Annotated in this window: 16 protein-coding genes; 9 read left to right on the forward strand and 7 right to left on the reverse strand. The window is 72.1% G+C overall.

The window, feature by feature from the left end; translation table 11 throughout:
* The first annotated feature begins 1 nt into the window (after position 1).
* Positions 2-2,818, forward strand: coding sequence for an NHLP bacteriocin export ABC transporter permease/ATPase subunit (locus tag ACFY3I_RS08645; protein WP_390859968.1), 2,817 nt, complete (start codon positions 2-4; stop codon positions 2,816-2,818).
* Positions 2,819-2,822: 4 nt separating this feature from the next.
* Here ACFY3I_RS08645 and ACFY3I_RS08650 read toward each other — a convergent pair whose 3' ends face one another.
* Complete coding sequence (locus ACFY3I_RS08650) at positions 2,823-3,350, reverse strand: SRPBCC family protein (protein WP_390859969.1); 528 nt, start codon at positions 3,348-3,350, stop codon at positions 2,823-2,825.
* A 132-nt stretch (positions 3,351-3,482) separates the two neighbouring features.
* Here ACFY3I_RS08650 and ACFY3I_RS08655 point away from each other — a divergent pair, with 132 nt between their 5' ends.
* Both ACFY3I_RS08655 and ACFY3I_RS08660 read left to right on the forward strand, forming a co-directional pair.
* Positions 3,483-4,241, forward strand: a complete 759-nt coding sequence (locus tag ACFY3I_RS08655; RefSeq protein ID WP_390859970.1) for an IclR family transcriptional regulator — start codon at positions 3,483-3,485, stop codon at positions 4,239-4,241.
* Between the two features lie 100 nt (positions 4,242-4,341).
* Positions 4,342-5,469, forward strand: a complete 1,128-nt coding sequence (locus tag ACFY3I_RS08660; RefSeq protein WP_390859971.1) for a PP2C family protein-serine/threonine phosphatase — start codon at positions 4,342-4,344, stop codon at positions 5,467-5,469.
* Here ACFY3I_RS08660 and ACFY3I_RS08665 read toward each other — a convergent pair.
* Entirely contained in the window at positions 5,466-5,930 is a 465-nt protein-coding gene (locus ACFY3I_RS08665; RefSeq protein WP_365289540.1) for an ATP-binding protein, read from the reverse strand. The two genes, ACFY3I_RS08660 and ACFY3I_RS08665, sit on opposite strands and share 4 nt — an antisense overlap.
* Positions 5,931-6,125: 195 nt before the next feature.
* On the opposite strand from ACFY3I_RS08665, the gene ACFY3I_RS08670 reads away from it, so the two are divergent.
* From ACFY3I_RS08670 to ACFY3I_RS08690, 5 genes are all read left to right on the forward strand, one after another.
* Positions 6,126-6,893 (forward strand): IclR family transcriptional regulator, encoded by a 768-nt coding sequence (locus ACFY3I_RS08670; protein ID WP_390859972.1) that lies wholly within the window; start codon positions 6,126-6,128, stop codon positions 6,891-6,893.
* Between the two features lie 45 nt (positions 6,894-6,938).
* Positions 6,939-8,468, forward strand: a complete 1,530-nt coding sequence (gene glpK, locus ACFY3I_RS08675) for a glycerol kinase GlpK (RefSeq protein WP_390859973.1) — start codon at positions 6,939-6,941, stop codon at positions 8,466-8,468.
* Positions 8,469-8,580: 112 nt separating this feature from the next.
* Complete coding sequence (locus tag ACFY3I_RS08680; protein ID WP_390859974.1) at positions 8,581-9,189, forward strand: flavin reductase family protein; 609 nt, start codon at positions 8,581-8,583, stop codon at positions 9,187-9,189.
* Between the two features lie 241 nt (positions 9,190-9,430).
* Entirely contained in the window at positions 9,431-10,936 is a 1,506-nt protein-coding gene (locus ACFY3I_RS08685) for an MFS transporter (RefSeq protein ID WP_390859975.1), read from the forward strand.
* 214 nt (positions 10,937-11,150) lie between these two features.
* Positions 11,151-11,534 (forward strand): STAS domain-containing protein, encoded by a 384-nt coding sequence (locus ACFY3I_RS08690; RefSeq protein WP_390859976.1) that lies wholly within the window; start codon positions 11,151-11,153, stop codon positions 11,532-11,534.
* Between the two features lie 134 nt (positions 11,535-11,668).
* Here ACFY3I_RS08690 and ACFY3I_RS08695 read toward each other — a convergent pair whose 3' ends face one another.
* Positions 11,669-12,091, reverse strand: a complete 423-nt coding sequence (locus ACFY3I_RS08695; protein WP_390859977.1) for a subtilase-type protease inhibitor — start codon at positions 12,089-12,091, stop codon at positions 11,669-11,671.
* A 323-nt stretch (positions 12,092-12,414) separates the two neighbouring features.
* Between ACFY3I_RS08695 and ACFY3I_RS08700 the strand changes: the two genes are divergently transcribed.
* The gene (locus tag ACFY3I_RS08700; RefSeq protein ID WP_390859978.1) at positions 12,415-12,945 is read left to right on the forward strand and encodes a hypothetical protein; all 531 of its coding nucleotides are present in this window, start codon (positions 12,415-12,417) and stop codon (positions 12,943-12,945) included.
* A gap of 24 nt (positions 12,946-12,969) precedes the next feature.
* On the opposite strand, the gene ACFY3I_RS08705 is transcribed toward ACFY3I_RS08700, so the two are convergent.
* The 4 genes from ACFY3I_RS08705 to ACFY3I_RS08720 form a co-directional block, all read right to left on the reverse strand.
* Entirely contained in the window at positions 12,970-14,601 is a 1,632-nt protein-coding gene (locus ACFY3I_RS08705; RefSeq protein WP_390859979.1) for an RICIN domain-containing protein, read from the reverse strand.
* A gap of 462 nt (positions 14,602-15,063) precedes the next feature.
* A complete protein-coding gene (locus ACFY3I_RS08710; protein ID WP_351327488.1) occupies positions 15,064-15,441 on the reverse strand; it encodes a toxin Doc in 378 nt (125 codons plus the stop codon).
* Positions 15,442-15,444: 3 nt separating this feature from the next.
* The gene (locus tag ACFY3I_RS08715) at positions 15,445-15,684 is read right to left on the reverse strand and encodes a hypothetical protein (RefSeq protein WP_365289531.1); all 240 of its coding nucleotides are present in this window, start codon (positions 15,682-15,684) and stop codon (positions 15,445-15,447) included.
* Positions 15,685-15,761: 77 nt separating this feature from the next.
* Positions 15,762-18,875 carry a glycoside hydrolase family 2 TIM barrel-domain containing protein gene (locus ACFY3I_RS08720; RefSeq protein WP_390859980.1) on the reverse strand — a complete coding sequence of 1,038 codons (3,114 nt, stop codon included), beginning with the start codon at positions 18,873-18,875 and terminating at the stop codon, positions 15,762-15,764.
* Positions 18,876-18,979: the final 104 nt, after the last annotated feature.

Here is an 18,979-nt window from a genome sequence, read left to right on the forward strand (position 1 = left end):
GATGACGACCGCGGACGACGGCGACCTCGTACTCGGCGCGCTCGGCGCGCTGGGCGGCCGGATCGACTGCACCGGTTTCAACCGGCTTGACCTCGAAGGCCCACAGGTGCTGTGGCTGGTGGTGTCCGGCGCCCTGGACCTGTTCGCGGTGGACGCCGCGGAGCAGGGCCAGTGGCACCATCTGGGCCGCCTGGAGGCGGGCGCCCTGCTGCTGGGTCCGGTCGCCGGTCCGCAGCACACCCTGGTGGCCCGCCCGTTGCGCGACTGCGTGGTGCACCGCGTCGGACTGCGCGAGCTGTACCAGCCCGCCGCCACCCAGACGTGGTCCTACGACGAGTACGGCAACCCCCAGTACGTGCCGCCCACCACCAGCCCCCTGGAGTACGCGCTGGCACTCGGTGTCGGCCGCGGTCTGTCGATCCTCTTCCAGGCCCCGATGGCCGCCGGCGAGCGGGCGGCGGCCCCCGCCGACGACGACGTCTTCTGGATGCAGGTGCCGCCGGGCAGCGTGCAGTACGGCTCGCTGTACGGCGCGGAGGCCGCCGCCGACCTGCTGATGGACCCGGCGCTGTGGCAGAGCATGGTCGACCAGCAGTACCGGCTGCTCACCACGCTGGACCGGTGGATCGAGCAGCTGGAGCGCACCCACGAGACCCGTACCGCGGCCGGTATCAAGGCCGGTGAGGCGGTCCGGGCGCAGGCCGACCGGACGCTTCTGGCCTCCATCGGCAAGGGCGCCAAGCGGACGACCGCCGCCGACGCCGACGCGTCCTACGCGGCCTGCCGGCTCGTCGCCCAGGCGGCCGGGATCACGCTGGCCGAGCCCGCCCGGAGCGGTACCGAGAGCGACCGCATCGACCCGGTCGAACGGGTGGCCCTGGCGTCCCGGGTGCGGATCCGGGCGGTCCGCCTGGACGGCCGCTGGTGGCGGGAGAACGTGGGACCGCTGGTCGGTCACCGTGCGCTGTCCGGTGCTCCGGTGGCCCTGCTGTGGCGGCGCGGCGGCTACGTCGCGGTGCACCCGGCGACCGGCCGGGAGACACCGATCGAGAAGGCGAACGCGGCGGAGTTCGAGCCGCGCGCGGTGATGTTCTACCGTCCGCTGCCCGACAGGGCCCTCACCCCGCTCGGCCTGCTCCGTTTCAGTCTGCGCGGCACCCGCGGCGACCTCGGCGCCCTGCTCCTCGCCGGGCTGGTGACGGTGGCGATCGGCTCCCTGGTGCCGATCGCGACCGGCAGGGTGCTGGGCGAGTACGTGCCGAAGGCCCAGACCGGCCTGATCGTGCAGGTCTGTCTGGCGGTGATGATCAGCGCGGTGGTGTCGGCGTCGTTCACGCTCCTGGAGAACCTCACCATCCTCCGCCTGGAGGGCCGGATCGAGGCGACCCTGCAGCCGGCCGTCTGGGACCGGCTGCTGCGGCTGCCCACGCGGTTCTTCACCCAGCGCTCGACCGGTGAGCTGGCCAGCGCCGCCATGGGCATCAGCGCGATCCGCCGGCTGCTGGCGGGGGTCGGCCCGGTGGTCGCCCAGTCGGTGACCGTCGGGGCGATGAACCTGGGCCTGCTGTTCTGGTTCAGCGTGCCGATGGCCCTGGCGGCGGTCGGCATGCTCGTCGTCATCGGCGCCCTGTTCCTGGGACTGGGTCTGTGGCAGGTGCGCTGGCAGCGGCGGCTGGTGGTGCTCGGCAACAAGCTGAACAACCAGGCCTTCCAGACCCTGCGGGGCCTGCCCAAGCTGCGGGTCGCGGCGGCCGAGAACTACGCGTACGCGGCCTGGGCGGGCGAGTTCGCGCGCAGCCGGGAGCTCCAGCAGAAGGTGGGCCGGATCAAGAACCTCACCACCGTGCTGGGCTCGGTCTACCTGCCGGTGTGCACCCTGCTGATGTTCATGCTGCTCGCCGGCCCGGCCAGGGGCGCCATGGACGCGGCCGCCTTCCTCACCTTCAACACCTCGGTGACGATGCTGCTCACCTCGGTCACCCAGCTGACCGGCTCCTTCGTGTCGGCGGTGGCCGCGCTGCCGCTGTTCGAGGAGATCAGGCCGGTCCTGGACGCGGCGCCGGAGGTGCGCACCGCGAGCACCCGGCCCGGCCCGCTGTCGGGCGGCATCGAGGCCCGCCGGCTCTCCTTCCGCTACTCCGACGACGGTCCGCTCGTCCTGGACGACGTCTCCTTCGAGGTGCGGCCGGGCGAGTTCGTGGCGGTCGTCGGCCCGAGCGGCTGCGGCAAGTCGACGCTGCTGCGGCTGCTGATCGGCTTCGACAAGCCGGTCTCGGGGAGCGTGCTGTACGACGGCCAGGACCTGGGCGCGCTCGACCAGTCGGCCGTGCGCCGGCAGTGCGGGGTGGTGCTCCAGCACGCGCAGCCGTTCACCGGTTCGATCCTGGACGTCATCTGCGGCACCGAGCCGTACACCGCGGAGGAGGCGATGGCGGCGGCCGAGCTGGCGGGCCTCGCCGAGGACATCAAGCGGATGCCGATGGGGCTGCACACGATCGTCGCCGGGAGCGGCGCGGTCTCCGGTGGCCAGCGGCAGCGGCTGATGATCGCCCAGGCGCTGATCCGGCGGCCCCGCATCCTCTTCTTCGACGAGGCCACCAGTGCCCTGGACAACGACACCCAGCGCACGGTCATCGAGTCCACCCGGAAGCTCAACGCCACCCGGATCGTGATCGCGCACCGGCTGTCGACGGTCATGGACGCGGACCGGGTGGTGGTGATGGAGGACGGCAAGGTCGCCCAGCAGGGGCCGCCTGCCGAGCTGCTCGCCGACACCGGCGGCCGGCTGCACGAGCTGGTGCGGCGGCAGCTGGCCTGACCGGTCAGGCGTCGGGGCCGGGAATGGGGGCGCCGGAGGGGATCCCGGCCGCCAGGTAGGCGTCGTAGTACTCCCGCCAGTCCGCGTGACCGCCGTGGGGGCCGCCGAAGCCCTCGCCACGGGCCAGGGCGTCGAGGGCGAGCAGGCACACCTCCCAGCCGGCCGCGTTGCGGGCGGCCGTGTTCCGCTCGGCCAGCACCTGGGTCAGGGTGAAGCGGGTGTGCCCGGGACCGGACGCGTCGAGATCGAAGCTCAGTTCGTCACCGCCCCAGGTGAAGGCGAGGTGGCGCGGTTCGGTGACGGCGAGCACGGTGCCGGTGGCGTCGGCCATGCGGGGGTCGCCGCTGAACCGGACGGTGCCGCCGTCACGCGGCTCGATGTCGAGGCGCGACGGGAACCAGTGGGCGGAGGTGTCCGGGTCGGTCACGAACCGCCAGACGTGTTCGGCGGGATGGCCGTAGGTACGGGTGAAGCGGACGGCGCCCCGGCCGTCTTCGAGGGTGAGATAACTGCCGGTGAGTTCGGCGGGCATGCGGATCAGTCCTTCGAGGAGTGTGCCGTCGGTTGCGTATTCCCGCTCCGACCCGCTGGTAACATCCGGCGTCCCCGGCGGTACCGCTGTCCCTGCCTTGCCCGGGCGACGCGCCCGGCGCAGTCTGGTGCCATGGGTGCTCAGGACGGACCCACGCTCATCGCGTCCGTGCAGCGGGCCCTGCGGCTTCTGGAGGCGGTGAGCGCGCACGAGAACGGCGCGCCGGCCAAGCAGCTGGCACGCGAGACCGAGCTGCCCCTGGCCACCGCCTACCACCTGCTGCGCACGCTGGTGCACGACGGTTACGTGCGGAAACTGGCCGACGGCGGCTTCGTCCTGGGCGACAAGGTGGAGTCCCTGTACTCGGCGGGCCACACGCAGACACTGCTCAGCCGCGTCCGTCCGGTGCTCGCCGCCCTCCGCGACGACCTGGGCGCGGCCGCGTACCTCACGTTCTACGAGGACGGCGAGATCCGCGTCGCCGAGATCGTGGACGGGCCGCGCACCCCGCGGGTGGATCTGTGGGTGGGGTTCGAGGACGCCGGGCACGCCACCGCCCTGGGCAAGTCCGTCCTCCGCGAGCTGGACGCGGACGCCCGCCGGGACTACCTCTCCCGGCACCATCTCCCCGATCTGACACCGCGCACGATCACCAGGGTTCCGGAGCTCCTGCGCAGGATCGAATCGTCCCCCTCGGCACCCGCCGTCACGGACCTGGAGGAGTACGCGCTCGGCACGGTCTGCATCGCCGTACCGGTCTACTGCGGGGAGACGCTGGGCTCGCTCGGGGTGTCGCTGCCGGTCGAACGGCAGGCCCAACTGCAGGAGATCCCTGCGCGCCTGTTCCCGGTCGCCAGCCGGGTGACCCGAAGCCTCTCGCTCACTATCTGAAATTCCGCTCCTTGTGGCGTCCCCCACTCAGCCCGTTTGCTTGATGAAACGGACATTCCGGGTGCACATCTGCGTACAGGCGAGGACTGCGGACACAGACATGAGCCAGGCTCCCCATCACGACGGCGACCACGCGTCGACCGGGCCGCCCGCGGGACTGGCGGTACTGCCGGTGCTGGTCGTCGCTGTCGTCGCGTTCGTCGACAACACCAAAGGGGCGGGGACCATCTGGCTGCCCCTGCTGGCCGCCGGACCCGCGCTGGCCGCCACCACCAACGGACCGCGCGGGGTGCTCTGCGTCGGACTCCTCGCCACGGTGCTGGGCGCGGCGCTCGGCACCGACCAGCAGGTGCCGACCTGCGAACTGGTGGCCGTCCTGTCCGCCCTGCTGGCCGTGACCGCGGCGAGCACGCTGGCCGGAGGGCTGCGCCGGCGCAGGGAGCGGGTGCTGGCCGCCGTACGGTCGGTCGCGGAAGCGGCCCAGCACGCGCTGCTCCAGCCCGTCCCGGAGACCGTCGGCCCGTTCCAGGTGGCCGTGCGCTACAGCGCCGCCGCGGCGGAGGCCCGCATCGGCGGTGACCTCTACGCCCTGGTGCCCACCCCGCACGGCGTCAGGCTGATCGTCGGCGACGTGCGCGGCAAGGGGCTGCCCGCGGTGGAGACCGCCGCACTCGTGCTCGGGGTGTTCCGGGAGGCCGCCTACGACGAACCCGACCTGCTGGCCGTGGTGAGCAGGATCGAACGCAGTCTGGCCCGCAATCTCGGTCCGGACGACTTCGTCACCGCCGTGGTCGCCGGCTGTCCGGGGCCCGGGCGCCTGGAGGTCGTCAACTGCGGGCACGCTCCCCCGCTGCTGATATCCGCCGACGGGGAGGTGACCGCGGTGGAGACCGCCCGCCCCGCGCCGCCGCTCGGGCTGCGCGCCCTTTCGGGCCAGCTGCCCCACCTGCAGCACCTGCCCTTCACGGAGGGAGAGCAGCTGCTGCTGTACACCGACGGGGTCACCGAGGCCCGCGACCACGCCCGCGAGTTCTATCCGCTGGCCGAAGGCGTGGCCCGCCACGTGTCGGAGGATCCGGCCCGCACGCTCACCGAGCTCCACGACGAGCTGCTGACGCACGTCGGCGGCCGGCTGCACGACGACGCCGCCCTGCTCCTGCTCCGCAGAAGCGCGACGGACACGGACGGGCGGGCGGCCCATCCGTGTCCGGCGGAGGTCGTGCTCTAGAGGTTCCGTCCCGGAACGTGCTGCCCGGGAAGTTGTCCGCCCGGGGCGATGTCGGCCCAGCGGGTCACCCCGCCCGCGTGCACGTGCATCCCGTACCGCGTCGCCAGGGCGTGGACGATCGTCTCGCCCCGGCAGTGCTCGTCCGGGTCGACCCCGGCCTCGCGCCAGCCCTTGGCGGACGCGGGCCCCATGTCGCAGACCTCCACGCGCAGGGTCCGGGCGCCGTCACCGGGCACCCAGGACAGCCGGAGCACGGCCGGGGGCCGGGCGTGGATGATCGCGTTCGTCACCAGCTCCGACACCACTAGCAACGCGTCCTCGACGATCTCCGTGGACACGTTCCAGTCGGCGAGTACGGCCGCCGCACGTCGGCGAACGGTCGAGACGGCCCCGGCGACGGGCGGTACCGGACACACGTGTTCGTATACCGGCCGCAGGGGCGTCTTGAGCTGAACCGCCATGGTCTCTCCCGGTGGTCTGTGCTACCGGTACGGCGTCTCATGTCCACGCATTCCGGCCTCATTGCAAGTTATGGACTCAAACCGGGGCGGTCAATGAACGGCGGTCGCCATTACCGAACGCTGATCTTCCCGGCGCGCCGCCGGCCGTCCCCCGCACGCCAAGCGAAGGGTCCGGGACGGTAATAGGCTCGGATCATGGCCGGACCGGTCCAGTCGATCGAGCGGGCGGCGGCGATCCTGCGTCTGCTCGCCGGCGGACCCCGTCGGCTGGGGCTCGGCGAGGTGGCGGCCTCCCTCGGCCTGGCCAAGGGCACCGCGCACGGCATCCTGCGCACGCTCCAGCACGTGGACTTCGTCGAGCAGGACGCGTCGACCGGGAAGTACCAGCTGGGAGCGGCGCTGCTGCACCTCGGCACCAGCTACCTGGACGTCAACGAGCTGCGCTCCCGCTCCCTGAACTGGGCCGACGCTCTCGCCGCCCGCAGCGGGGAGACGGTTCGCCTGGGCACCCCCCTGGAAGGCAGCGTGCTCGTCGTCCACCACGTTTTCCGGCCGGACGACACCTTCCAGACCCTGGACGTGGGGTCGCTGCTGCCCCTGCACGCCTCCGCGCTCGGCAAGGTGCTGCTGGCCTACGGGACCGCGACGATCGAGCCCGGCGGGCAGCCCGGGCTGGAGACCTACACCCGGCACACCCTGGCCGACCGCGAGCGGCTCACCCGCGCCCTGGCCGAGGTCCGGGAGCTCGGCTGGGCCGCGGAGATCCAGGAGATGACCATGGGTGAGGCGGCCCTGGCCGCGCCGATCCGGGGGCACGGCGGCCTCGTCGTGGGGGCCATCGGGCTGTCCGGGCCGGTGGAGCGGATCTGCGACAGCCAGGGACGGCCCCGGCAGAGTCTGGTGACCCTGACCCGCGAGGCCGCCCGGGCGATCTCGAAGGACCTGGGAGCCGCCCGCTGGTAGGCACGCCCGGCCGCCGCACGGACCCGTCGGAAGGCAGACCCGATCATGGCTGAACGGTACGTAATGTCCATCGATCAGGGCACCAACTCGACCCGGTGCATCCTGTTCGACCACCGGGGCCGGCTGGTCTCGGTCGCGCAGAAGGAGCACCGGCAGCACTTCCCGCGGCCCGGCTGGGTGGAGCACGACGCCGTCGAGATCTGGCAGAACCTGCGCCGTATCGGGCCGGAGGCGCTGTCGGGCGCGGGGGTGGACACGGGACAGATCGCCGCCGTCGGGGTGGCCAACCAGCGCGAGACGACCGTGCTCTGGGACCGGCGGACCGGCACCCCGCTCGGCCGGGCGATCGTCTGGCAGGACACCCGTACCGCGTCCCTGGTGGAGGAGCTGGGCCGGCGACCGGGCGAGGAGTTCTTCCTGGAACGGTGCGGTCTGCCGCCGTCGACCTACTTCTCCGCGCTGCGCATCCGCTGGCTGTTCGACCACGTCAAGCGGCTCCGGCAGCGCGCCGCGGACGGCGAGGTGCTGTTCGGGACGATGGAGAGCTGGCTGGTGTGGAACCTCACCGGCGGGGCCGACGGCGGCCTGCACATCACCGACGTCACCAACGCCAGCCGCACGATGCTGATGAACATCCGCACGCTCGCCTGGGACGACGAGCTGCTGGACTTCTTCGGGGTGCCCCGCGCGATGCTGCCGGAGATCAGGTCCTCCGCCGAGACCTACGGCGAGGCCCGCGCGCTCTTCCCGGGCGTCGCCGTCACGGCCATGCTCGGCGACCAGCAGGCCGCGCTCTTCGGCCAGACCTGCTTCTCCCCCGGTGAGGCGAAGTGCACGTACGGTACGGGCAGCTTCCTGCTGCTCAACACGGGCGGCGACATCGTGCGCTCCCGGCACGGGCTGCTCACCACCGTCGCCTACAAGATCGACGACCAGCCGCCGGCCTACGCCCTGGAAGGGTCGATCGCCGTCACCGGGGCGCTCGTCCAGTGGTTCCGTGACCGCCTCGGCCTGATCAGCAGCGCGCCGGAGATCGAGACCCTGGCGCGGACGGTCGAGGACAACGGCGGCTGCTACATCGTCCCCGCCTTCTCGGGGCTGTTCGCACCGCGCTGGCGCAGCGACGCGCGCGGGGTCATCGTCGGGCTGACCTCGTACATCACCAAGGGACATCTGGCACGGGCCGTCCTGGAGGCCACGGGCTGGCAGACACGGGAGGTCGTGGACGCCATGAACGCCGACTTCCCCGTCGCCCTCCCGCAGCTCAAGGTGGACGGCGGCATGACCGCGGACAACCTGCTCATGCAGTTCGTGGCCGACGTGCTCGACGTGCCCGTGGTCAGGCCCATGGTCGCCGAGACGGTCTCCCTGGGCGCGGCCTACGCCGCCGGGCTCGCCGCCGGCTACTGGCCGGACCTGGAGGTGCTGCGCCGCAACTGGCACCGGGCCGCGCAGTGGCTGCCCGACATGGATCCCGCCCGGCGGGAGGCGGAGTACGCCGACTGGCTGCGGGCCGTGGAGCGGTCCCTCGGGTGGGCCCGCCCGCCGCGTCCGGCCGGCTCGGACCCGCCGTGACCGCCGCGGCCGCCGCGGGAGATCTCGACGGGGGCCGCCGCCGGGTCTGCCCGGCCACGACACGCGTGGTCCGCTGCGGCCCGCGCGCGCCCGTCGGTCCGATACTCGGTCCATGCGTGTGGAATGCAGTCCGGAGGCGATGAGCCGCGCCGACTTCTACCGGTTCCTGACCTCGGTCGTCATTCCGCGGCCCATCGCCTGGGTCTCCACCGTCACGCCCGACGGCGGCACCGAGAACCTGGCCCCGCACTCCTTCTTCAGCATCGCGAGCACCGATCCCCCGATCGTCCAGTTCACCTCGATCGGCCGGAAGGACTCGCTGCGCAACGTCGAGGACACCGGCGAGTTCGTCGTCAACTTCTCCTCCGAACCGCTGCTGCCCCTGATCAACGCCACCGCCACCGACTTCCCCCGCTCCGTCAGCGAATTCGACATCGCGGGCATCGAGCGCGAGGCCAGCAGGTACGTGCGCCCGCCCAGGGTGGCGGCCGCGCCCGTCGCCCTGGAGTGCCGGTCGCACACCACCCTGCGCATGGGCAACTGCACCCTGGTCTTCGGCCGGGTGGTCCATGCCGTGGTGGACGAGGCGTACCTGGCCGGCGGACGTCCCGGCAGCGAGCTGCTGCGGCCGCTCACCAAACTCGGCGGCGACGAGTGGGGCACCCTGGGCCCGGTCCTGCACCTGAACCGCATCCCGTACGAGGAACCCGCCACCGGTTGACCACGCCGGCCCGCCACCGGTTGACCACGCCGGCCCGCCACCGGTTGACCACGCCGGCCCGGCGGCGGTCCCGCGGGCCGTAGCGTGACCGGCACCACCCCCAACGAAACGTTGCCGTTTCGCTGAAAGTCGTCTACGCTCTGATGTGTACGAAACCGTTTCGTTCGCGGTCGGAAAGACCGCGCCCCGTCGCGGCGGTTTCCCGGAAAATCCCGAACGGCTTCCCTGGAGTGGTTCCCGCATGTCTGAGAAGACCCTGACCGACGACGTCCGCGTCGGTTCCACCGAGGCGCCGCCGGCCGACGCCTCCGCGAAGCGGTGGTGGATCCTCGCGGTCATCGCCGTCGCCCAGTTGATGGTGGTGCTCGACGCCACCATCGTGAACATAGCCCTGCCCTCCGCCCAGGCCGACCTCGGGTTCTCCGACGGCAACCGGCAGTGGATCGTCACCGCGTACGCCCTGAGCTTCGCCTCCCTGCTGCTGCTCGGCGGCCGCATCGCCGACCTGTTCGGCCGCAAGACCGCCTTCCTCGTGGGCGTCGTCGGGTTCGCCGCCGTGTCGGCGCTGGGCGGTGCCGCCAACGGCTTCGGCATGCTGGTCACCGCGCGCGCCCTGCAGGGCGCCTTCGGCGCGCTGCTCGCCCCGACCGCTCTCTCGCTGCTCAACACCACGTTCACCGACGCCCGCGAGCGGGCCAGGGCGTTCAGCGTCTACGGTGCCATCGCGGGCGCCGGCGGCGCGGTGGGGCTGCTGCTCGGCGGTGTCCTGACCGACACCTTCGACTGGCGCTCCACGCTGTACGTGAACGTCGCCATCGCGGTCGTCGCCTTCGCGGGCGGCATGGCGCTGCTGCACAACCACCGCGACGCCGGCAACTCCAAGCTGGACGTGCCCGGCACGATCCTGGTCGCCGCCGGTCTGTTCTCGCTGGTCTACGGCTTCTCCAACGCCGAGACGCACGACTGGGACTCCCCGCTGACCTGGGGCTTCCTGCTCGCCGGTGTCGTGCTCCTCACGGCCTTCGCCTGGTGGCAGACCAAGGCCAGGTATCCCCTGCTGCCGCTGGGCATCCTGCTGGAACGCAACCGGGCCGCCTCCTTCCTCGCCGTGCTGATCTCGGCGGGCGGCATGTTCGGCGTGTTCCTCTTCCTCACCTACTACCTGCAGCTGAACCTCGGCTTCAGCCCGACGAAGACCGGCGTGGCGTTCCTGCCGATGATCGGCGCCCTGATGGTGACCGCGCAGGTCGGCACCCAGGTCCTGGTGCCGCGGATCGGCCCGAAGGCGGTCGTCCCGCTGGGCTTCGCGGTCTCCGCGGCCGGCATGGCCTGGCTGTCCGGCATCGGCGTCGGCTCCAGCTACGTGAGCGCGGTGCTGCCGCAGCTGATCATCACCGGCCTCGGCCTCGGCCTGGTCATGCCCGCGGCCATGCAGCTGGCCACCGGCGGAGTGACGGCCGACGAGGCGGGCGTCGCCTCCGCGACGGTCAACGCCATGCAGCAGGTGGGCGGTTCGATCGGTACCGCGCTGCTGAACACGCTCGCGGCGAGCGCGGCGACGGACTACCTGGCCGGGCGGGACGCGCGCAGCAAGCTGGTGCAGGCCCAGGCGACGATCGAGAGTTACACGACCGCGTTCTGGTGGTCGGCCGGCATGTTCGCGGCGGGTGCGGTGATCGCCTTCCTGCTGTTCCGCAAGGGCGTGCCGCAGCAGGACGCCGACGCGGCACCTGTCGTCCACATGTGACCTGAACCGCGCAGAGCCGCCGAGGACCGAGGGGTCGCCGTCCGCAGGGAGACGGCGGCCCTTCGCATTTCATCAGGCGCTTTCAGTCAAGCCACTCGCGGGAAATTCACCGAGTCGAGTGAACCTGATCTTGCGTCACCGGCATCAGGGATGGCAGGCGCCCCTGGCGGGTACCAACCGATCCCGAACGCGCCCTGTGCCAGGGGGAGCAGAGATGACACCGGAAGCGGACGAACCCGGGATGCCCGCCGCCAACTCCTGCGCGCGGAGCCGCCGGTGCGGTGGCCGACTCGTCGTCGAGGTCTTCGGCGAGGTGGACATCGCCACCGCGGAGCTGCTCGCCGAGCATCTGCTCGCGGCCACCGCCGGACCGGAGCCGGACGTGCTCGTAGATCTGCGGCGGCTGGACTTCCTCGACTGCTCGGGGCTGCGGGTGCTGTGCCGGGCCGAGGCCCGCGCCCGGGAGCGGGGCGGCCGGCTGCGACTGGTGTGCGAAGGACCCCGCGTCCCGCGGCTGCTGAGGGCCGCGGGCCTGCTGGGGCGGTTCCCGCCGCTCCCCGGGCTTCCCCGGGACGGGTGCGCCGGGGAGCGGCGGTGAGGCCGGGGGTCGGCGGGCAGCCCCACACTGTCCGTCGACCCCCGGGTGCGAGATCGCAGGTTCCCCGTCCCAGAGGCCGCACTCCCCAGTTGCGGACCTGTTCCGGCAGTCACGAGGACCGTGCGATCCCGGGCTCAGAAGGAGAAGACGCTGACCCCGTAGGCGTCCCTCATGCACTGGTTGCCGAAGGTGTGCTCGTAGGAGACGCGCTTGCCCTGCCAGACGCCCGCGACCGTGACCACGACGGGGTCGTAGAGCTTGGTGCACCACACGTCGTTTCTCGGCGCCAGAGCGTCGAGGTCGCCGCCGGCACCGCGCAGTTCGGCGCACGCCTGGGCGGCCGCCGGGTGGGTGCCGGAGGCGGCGGGGGCGCAGTTCAGGGTGACGGCGCGCTCGGGCGTGGCGGTGGCCGCGTCGGTGCCGTGGCCGGTGGTGAGTACCAGGGCCGAGGGCGCGTAGAGCGAGCTCGGGGCGGCGACGGCGGCTCCGGTCAGGGGTCCGCAGACGGCGGCGGCCGTGAGGCCGAGGGTCGCTGCCCAGCGCGCGGTGGTTCGCATTGTGTGCATCCTTCCGCTTGATTCGACGGGTGCCGTCCACGGCCCGGTGGGTGCCGGGGCGGCGGGCGCCACTCTGCCGAGTCCGCGGTCGAAACACACATCGAACCCACAGGTTTCAGTAACATTGCGTATTGAATCAGTGGCGTGAAGTCACGGAGTACACGCGCGTCGACCGCCCAACGGAGCGGGTCTTGATCGCTCGAAACAGCCGGATGGCCGGTTCTCATCGCCTCGTTAATCGTCCTGAAACATTCCGCTTCCGCTGTCGGCGGACTTCTCCGCAAGCCCTTGCCTTGGCCCCGCGACGGAGTAACTGTCATTACATGATTACTCAAGACCAACGAGACAGGCTGCGCGGCTGGTTCTCCGGCCGGCTGCCGGAGGGTCTGTTCGAGGAACTGGTCGAGGTGACCGTGGACCGCGAGGAGGTCACGGTCGTCGGGCGCATTCCCGGGCCCGAGCTCGCCGAGGGCGCCTCGGACGCCGAGCGGGAGGCGGCCGTGGAGGGGCGGATCCAGGAGTTCCGGGAGCGCACCCGGGAGACCCGTATCGAGGTGGCCCGGGAGGCGGAGCACCAGTTCCGCCACAAGGTGTCCTGGGGGGTGGAGTGCTCCGGGAGGCGGGCCCTGTTCACGCATGTGGCCGCGCCGGTCATGACCCGGCTGCGCCAGCCCGAACGCCAGGTGCTGGACACCCTGATCGCCGGGGGTGTGGCACGCAGCCGCAGCGAGGCACTGGCCTGGTGCGTACGACTGGTCCACAGGAACACCGACGACTGGCTGACCGAACTCCGCGACTCGCTGGAGCACGTCGAACGGGTCCGGGCCCAGGGCCCGGACACCGATCAGGACTGACGCCGCCCGGCAGCCCCGAAGGGATCAGCTGCCGGACAGTTCCGCCGGGCGGGCCGACGGGCCCCCGGTTCCCGCGACGGAGAAGGAGCCGGAGCTCTGGGTCGCGACCGGCGGATCGGTCAGCCAGTGCTGGGCGCTGGTGCGGTCGCGGACCTTCACGACGACGTCGGCGCCCGCGTCCACACCGGCCGTGCCGAGGGCGAGGGTCCGGTCCCAGCGGGGCAGCAACTCGCCCTGGGCGGTGAGGTCGTAGCGCACGTCCGCGCCGCGCTCGTCCGTGACGTCCGCGCAGGCGCCCAGGATGACCACTCCGCCGTCCGCGTGCGAGTCCAGGCACAGCCCGCGGGCGGCCACGCTGCGCAGCTCGCCGTCGCTCTCGTACGCCCATTCCTGGGTCGAGGACGAGGAGCACACCGCCAGGACCACGCCGGCCCCGGCCTGCGGCGCGCCGTTGATGTCCAGGCACAGCTGGGCGGCGACGTTGCGCAGGCGGGTGGCGTGGTCGGCGGCGGGCAGCCCGGCGGCCGTACCGGGGCCGGGCGTCGTCTCGGGGTCGGTGTCGCCGGGCACCAGACCGGCGGAGGCCACGGCGTCCTTGCCGTCACCGCCGCCCGACAGCGCGCTGACCGCGAGGACCGAGGCCAGCAGGCCCGCTCCGGCGACTCCGACGCTGGTCAGCAGGGTCTTCGACGACCAGGATCCCGGCGGGCGGCGCACCGGCACGGTGATCCGGGCCAGGATCCCGGTCCGGGCCGTCGCACGACGGCGCCCGCCACCGGAGCGCCGGGAGGCGGACCCGCCCCGGGACTCCGGGATGCCGCCCATGCGGCCCGGACGCGAGTCGAGGTACCGGCGGGCGCCCCAGCCGAGCACGGCTTCGACGAGCAGCGCCCCGAGCCCACCGTCGACCTGGCCGAGCTGTTCGGCGGCGGCATGGCAGTACGGGCACTCCGCGAGATGTTCCTGGACGTCCGGCAGCAGTGCGCCGCCGCGCCGCAGCGGCACGTCCAGCAGCCGGTTGTAGTAGCGGCACTCCTGGGACGGCGCGAGTTCCCGGTGGGCGCGGACACAGCCCTCCCGGAATTTCTCCCGGGCGTCCTCGAGAGCGGCCCCTGCGGTTGCCGTGTCCATGCCCAACAGACCAGCCGGTACGGTTATCGGTTCCGCCTCGACCTCGATGTGCCACAGCAGACTCTGGAAGAGCGCCGGAAGGCCGAGGAATGAACGCTCCGCGAGCGTACGGTTTTCCGGCGTCATGGACTTCGCGGTGCGCAGACCGCGGCCACCGGCCGGTTTCCCGAGGTCCGGGAGAACCTCCGATATTCGGTCCTCGGCCGACCAGTTGGCGACCGTGTCACGGACGGAGACCAGCAGCCGGGGCCGGAGCACGTCGGCGGTCTCCCCGAGCGCGACCCGGTCGAGGACCTGGTGGAAGGCGGCGGCCGCGACCATGTGGGCGACGGGCCCGGAGGCGGCCAGGCAGATGACCGCGTACTCCTGCACCGGACGCCAGTGCCGGGCCATGAGCAGCGCGGCGGAGCGGGATGCCTCGACGTCGGATCCGGCGCGCAGCGGCGCGGCGAGGGACTCGTCGGACTCCCCGACACCACCTCCCGGCGGCGGATAGGGAGGGCGAGGCGGGTGGGGGGTGGGCACTGAGCGGGTTCCTTTGGTGCGGTGGTGCGTACCTCTTCGGTGCGCTTACGAGGAGCGGGAATTGACCGGCATGGCGTCGGTCGCGTTCCCCAACTGCGGAAATAGTCCTGGCCATTACCCCCCGCGGGGCTGTTTCACCCTCGCACAAGTCTCACACAAGCAACAAGGCACCCGTACAACATCGACGGCATTGACAGAACGTCAAAAAGGCGGCCCTGGCCATTGTCCTGTCACGGCCGTATTCACTTTTACGCACACCCCGTGTGAACGGTGCGCTCCCTCCGGTCCCGCGCACACGCTCCCGCCCCACGCGAACGGGTAGTCCACTGGTGACCGGCCCTCCCCGTACGGCCCCGCGCAGGAAGGCGGCTGCGCGGAACAGGTCGCCGGCCCCGTTCCTTCCGCCCGCGGCCGGCGACCCCCGAGGCGCCGGAGGCGGCCTGACCCGCGGGTCCGGGCGGTTCAGAGCTGCCAGGAACGGAGCCGGTCCGCCGCGGCGTAGACGTCGGCCTTGCCGTCGATCAGGTCGCGGGCGAGATCGACGAGGGCGCCGTAGGGCGGGTCGATACCCACGCCGCTCACGAACATGTAGGCCACCGCGGTCGCGCAGGCGAACCGGGCGTTGGCGGAGGGCAGCGGCTTGAGCAGCGCGAGGGTGTGCAGCAGGGCGGCGGCCCGCCAGGCCGGGTCGGAGTCCACACCGAGCCGGGGCGGGTCCACGCGGTGCCGGGCGACGGCGGCGACCAGTGCGGAGAAGTCGTCGACGGTGGGCTGGTCCGGCAGCACCTCCTCATGGCGCTGCAGGAGCCAGGGCACGTCGATGTGGATGACCGGCGGCATGGCTCAGGCGGCCTCGCCCCTGGCGGACGGCTCGTCGTCGGGGAAGGCGGCCGCGAACTCGTCGGCGTGCGCGGTGAAGAACCGGCGGAACTCCTCCGCCCCCTCCTGGAGGGCCCGGTGCCGCGCGATGTCGGCGGCGGCCGCCTCACGGACGAGGGCTTTCATGGACGTACCGCGCTCCTTGGCGATCTGCCGCAGGTCCTCTAGTTCGCGGTCGCTGAACTCCACGTTGAGAGCTGGCATGCCCTTCACGGTACCGCTCGGGTACTCGCTCGTAAATACCCGCAGGTCAGAGCGGGATCCGGCGGTACCGCAGGGCATCAGACGTCGAGCCTGCTGATCCGCAGCGCCCCGGTGGTCTCCCCCGGACGGGCGCTCGTCAGGTCCAGCCGCAGCCGGGAGCCGGCGGTCCGCGGGAAGGTGATGACGGTCGGGGTGTCCGAGGCGGTGGCCCAGTCCACCGTCGTCCCCTCCACCGCGCGGTAGGCCCGGCCGTCCCAGACCGCCACCCCGACCGAGGCGGGCAGCGCGTGCAGGGCGTCCACGGTGAAGGACACCTCCACCCGGTCGAAGACCCGGGTGCGGCCGAAGTCGACCGAGACCCAGTCCCCGGTGCGGGCGCCCGCGAACGCCGGCAGCAGGGCGGTGGCCGGCTTGGTGAAGGCGTTGGACCAGCCGGTGGCCGGGTCGCCGTCGAGCATGGCGGCCGGGAGGGTGTCCGGACGGCCCGAGTAACCGGCGTCCGGGTGCGGATACGCCGGCGGGACCGGAAGGTCGGGGCCGAAGCGGGGGGCCGGGGTGCGGGCGGCCGCGCGGGCGGGTGTGGTGCGGACGGTGACGGTGCCCCCGCGCAGCCCGTCCGCCCGCGCGGTCACCGCGAGGACGCCCGGCTCCGCACCGGCCCGGACGATGGCGAGCGCCTTGCCGTGGAAGGCGGTCCGGGTGCTGGCCTGGTAGCGCTCCGCGCTCTCCTCCCGTCCGTTGTCGAGCCCGGCGAGCGAGCCCCCGGCGACGGTGAAGGAGAGGAGGTGCTCGGCGTCGGGCACCCGTACGCCGTGCGCGTCGACGATCTCGGCGGTCACGAAGACCAGCGCACGCCCGTCCGCGGCGAGGGAGCCGCGGTCGGCGGTGAGGCGCACGGCGTGTGGGGCGCCGGCGGTGCGCAGGACGTCGGTCGCGACCACCCTGCCGTCCCGCCGGGCCACGGCTCTCAGCTCCCCCGGCCGGTACGGCACCCGCCAGGCCAGGTGCAGTTTGCCCGCGCTGCCGTTCGGGCTGGTGTAACTGCCCGGGTAGGGGCCGGTGGTGAAGGTCTTGTCGTCGCCGGTGGCCTCGGTGGTCTCCAGGTAGGTCCGGCCGTCCGTCGTCGTCTTGGTGTCGAACTCCCGCACCCCCAGCGACTTCCCGTTCAGGAACAGCTCGACGGTGGGCACGTTGGCGTACGCCCACACCTCGACCGTGTCCCCGTCCTCGTGGTTCCAGCTCATCGGCAGCAGGTGCACCATGGGCTCGCTCACCCACTGGCTGCGGAAGAGGTGGTACATGTCCTTCGGGAAGCCGGCCGTGTCCACCGCGCCGAAGAAGGACGCCTTGACCGGGAACACGTCGTACGGCGTGGGTTCGCCGAGGTAGTCGATGCCCGACCAGAGGAACTGGCCGGCGAACCACTTCCGGTCCCGGTCCTTCTTGAGGCCGTACTCGCCGCTCATCGTCCAGGAGGCCAGGTTGTTGTCGTACGACGAGGTCGCGCGCCGGCCGGGGGTGTGGTTCTCACCGGTGTTGAGGTGCTCCGGCTCCTGGTAGGTGCCGCGGGTCGAGGTCTGCGAGGAGGACTCGGACTCGAAGAGGAAGAGGTGCGGGTAGGCCGCGTGCAGCGCGTCGACGGACCTGGCGGTGTTGTAGTTGAGGCCCAGCCCGTCGAGCTTGGCGAGCATCAGGTCGGCGGCGGAGCCCGGTCTCGGCACGCTCCGGTACTTGTCGGAGCCGATGACCAGCGGGCGGGTGTCGTCGGCCGCCCGGACGGCGGCGATGATCCGGTCGGCCATGGCGAGGCCGGCGGTGGAGGTGGAGTCGGGGATCTCGTTGCCGATGGACCACAGCACGACGGCGGGCGAGTTGCGGGCGGCGAGGACCATCTCGGTGACGTCGCTCTCGCACCACTCGTCGAAGAACCGGCCGTAGTCGTAGGTGGTCTTGCCGGTCCGCCAGCAGTCGAAGGCCTCCACCATCATCACGATACCGAGTTCCTCGCAGACCTCGATCATCTGCGGCGAGGGCGGGTTGTGCGAGGTGCGGAAGGCGTTGACGCCCATCGACTTCATGATGGTCATCTGCCGGCGCACCGCGTCGACGCCGACCGCCGCGCCGAGGGCACCCAGGTCGTGATGGAGGTCGACACCCCTGATCTTGGTGGGCACGCCGTTGAGGGAGAAGCCCTCGTCCGGGTCGAAGCGGTGGTGGCGGACGCCGAAGACCGTGCGACAGGTGTCGGTGACGGTGCGGCCGACCCGCAGTTCGGTGTGCAGCGCGTAGCGGTGCGGTGCCTCGATGGACCACAACCTCGGGTGCGCGAGTGTCAGTTCATGGGTCGCTTCGGCCGCGCCCGCGCCGGATCCGGTGCCGGTGACGGCGACCGTGGAGGACGTACGGGCGACCGTTCGGCCGTCGGGGTCGACGATCCGGGAGACCACCGTGACGTCCGCGGCCTCCCCCGACTCGTCGGCGACCGTGGTCCGCACCCGCACCACGGCCCGCTCGGCCGTGATGTCGGGCGTGGTGACGTACGTCCCCCAGCGGGCCACGTGCACGGGGTCGGTCACCACGAGGCGGGCCTCGCGGTAGATGCCGCTGCCCGAGTACCAGCGGCTGCTGGGCAGGCGGTTCTGCACCTTGACGGCGAGGACGTTCTCGGTGCCGCCGTCGGTGTGCACCAGCCCGGTGAGGTCGAGGGCGAAGCCGGTGTAGCCGTACGGGTGGCGGCCGACCTGCGTGCCGTTGCAGTAGACGTACGAGTCCATGTAGACGCCGTCGAACTCCACCGAGATCCGCTTGCCCGCACAGCCGGGCGGCAGGGTGAAGGCGAGCCGGTACCAGCCGAGGCCGCCCGGGAAGAAGCCGGTGCCACTGGTGGTGCCGTGGTCGGTGGTGGGGGTCTGCTCGATGCTCCAGTCGTGCGGTACCGCGACCCGGCGCCAGTGCGAGTCGTCGTATCCGGGGTCGGCGGCGTCCGCGTAGGCGCCGGTCGGGTCGGTGATCCCGCCCGGGTCCACCAGCGCGAACCGCCAGCCGTCCCGCAGGGCGATCGTGCGGCGGCCGGTGACCTGCGTGGCCGTATCCGCCTCCGGTACCGCCCAGGCGGACGGGGCGGCCGCGAGAGCCGCGCTCGCCGGGGCTGCCGTGGCGGCTGCCAGAACCGATCTGCGTGTGACCGTCATGGTGCGGCTCTCCCTCATCAGGGCCCAGAACTACTCACAACTGATCGCGGACAAACAGATTCTGACGGTGTGCCACTTACCGCAGTCAAGGGTCCGGAGGCGGT

Source organism: Streptomyces sp. NPDC001068, assembly GCF_042897315.1.
In the GTDB taxonomy this organism is placed as follows: domain Bacteria; phylum Actinomycetota; class Actinomycetes; order Streptomycetales; family Streptomycetaceae; genus Streptomyces.

What these genes read in the sequence shown, in the direction of transcription:
- ACFY3I_RS08680 (WP_390859974.1), top strand. Translation starts at nt 8,581, where the DNA reads ATGCGTGTGGAATGCAGTCCGGAGGCGATGAGCCGCGCCGACTTCTAC.
- ACFY3I_RS08690 (WP_390859976.1), top strand. Translation starts at nt 11,151, where the DNA reads ATGACACCGGAAGCGGACGAACCCGGGATGCCCGCCGCCAACTCCTGC.
- ACFY3I_RS08660 (WP_390859971.1), top strand. Translation starts at nt 4,342, where the DNA reads ATGAGCCAGGCTCCCCATCACGACGGCGACCACGCGTCGACCGGGCCG.
- ACFY3I_RS08720 (WP_390859980.1), bottom strand. Translation starts at nt 18,875, where the DNA reads ATGACGGTCACACGCAGATCGGTTCTGGCAGCCGCCACGGCAGCCCCG.
- glpK (WP_390859973.1), top strand. Translation starts at nt 6,939, where the DNA reads ATGGCTGAACGGTACGTAATGTCCATCGATCAGGGCACCAACTCGACC.
- ACFY3I_RS08695 (WP_390859977.1), bottom strand. Translation starts at nt 12,091, where the DNA reads ATGCGAACCACCGCGCGCTGGGCAGCGACCCTCGGCCTCACGGCCGCC.
- ACFY3I_RS08715 (WP_365289531.1), bottom strand. Translation starts at nt 15,684, where the DNA reads ATGCCAGCTCTCAACGTGGAGTTCAGCGACCGCGAACTAGAGGACCTG.
- ACFY3I_RS08685 (WP_390859975.1), top strand. Translation starts at nt 9,431, where the DNA reads ATGTCTGAGAAGACCCTGACCGACGACGTCCGCGTCGGTTCCACCGAG.
- ACFY3I_RS08650 (WP_390859969.1), bottom strand. Translation starts at nt 3,350, where the DNA reads ATGCCCGCCGAACTCACCGGCAGTTATCTCACCCTCGAAGACGGCCGG.
- ACFY3I_RS08700 (WP_390859978.1), top strand. Translation starts at nt 12,415, where the DNA reads ATGATTACTCAAGACCAACGAGACAGGCTGCGCGGCTGGTTCTCCGGC.
- ACFY3I_RS08655 (WP_390859970.1), top strand. Translation starts at nt 3,483, where the DNA reads ATGGGTGCTCAGGACGGACCCACGCTCATCGCGTCCGTGCAGCGGGCC.
- ACFY3I_RS08670 (WP_390859972.1), top strand. Translation starts at nt 6,126, where the DNA reads ATGGCCGGACCGGTCCAGTCGATCGAGCGGGCGGCGGCGATCCTGCGT.
- ACFY3I_RS08645 (WP_390859968.1), top strand. Translation starts at nt 2, where the DNA reads ATGACGACCGCGGACGACGGCGACCTCGTACTCGGCGCGCTCGGCGCG.
- ACFY3I_RS08710 (WP_351327488.1), bottom strand. Translation starts at nt 15,441, where the DNA reads ATGCCGCCGGTCATCCACATCGACGTGCCCTGGCTCCTGCAGCGCCAT.
- ACFY3I_RS08665 (WP_365289540.1), bottom strand. Translation starts at nt 5,930, where the DNA reads ATGGCGGTTCAGCTCAAGACGCCCCTGCGGCCGGTATACGAACACGTG.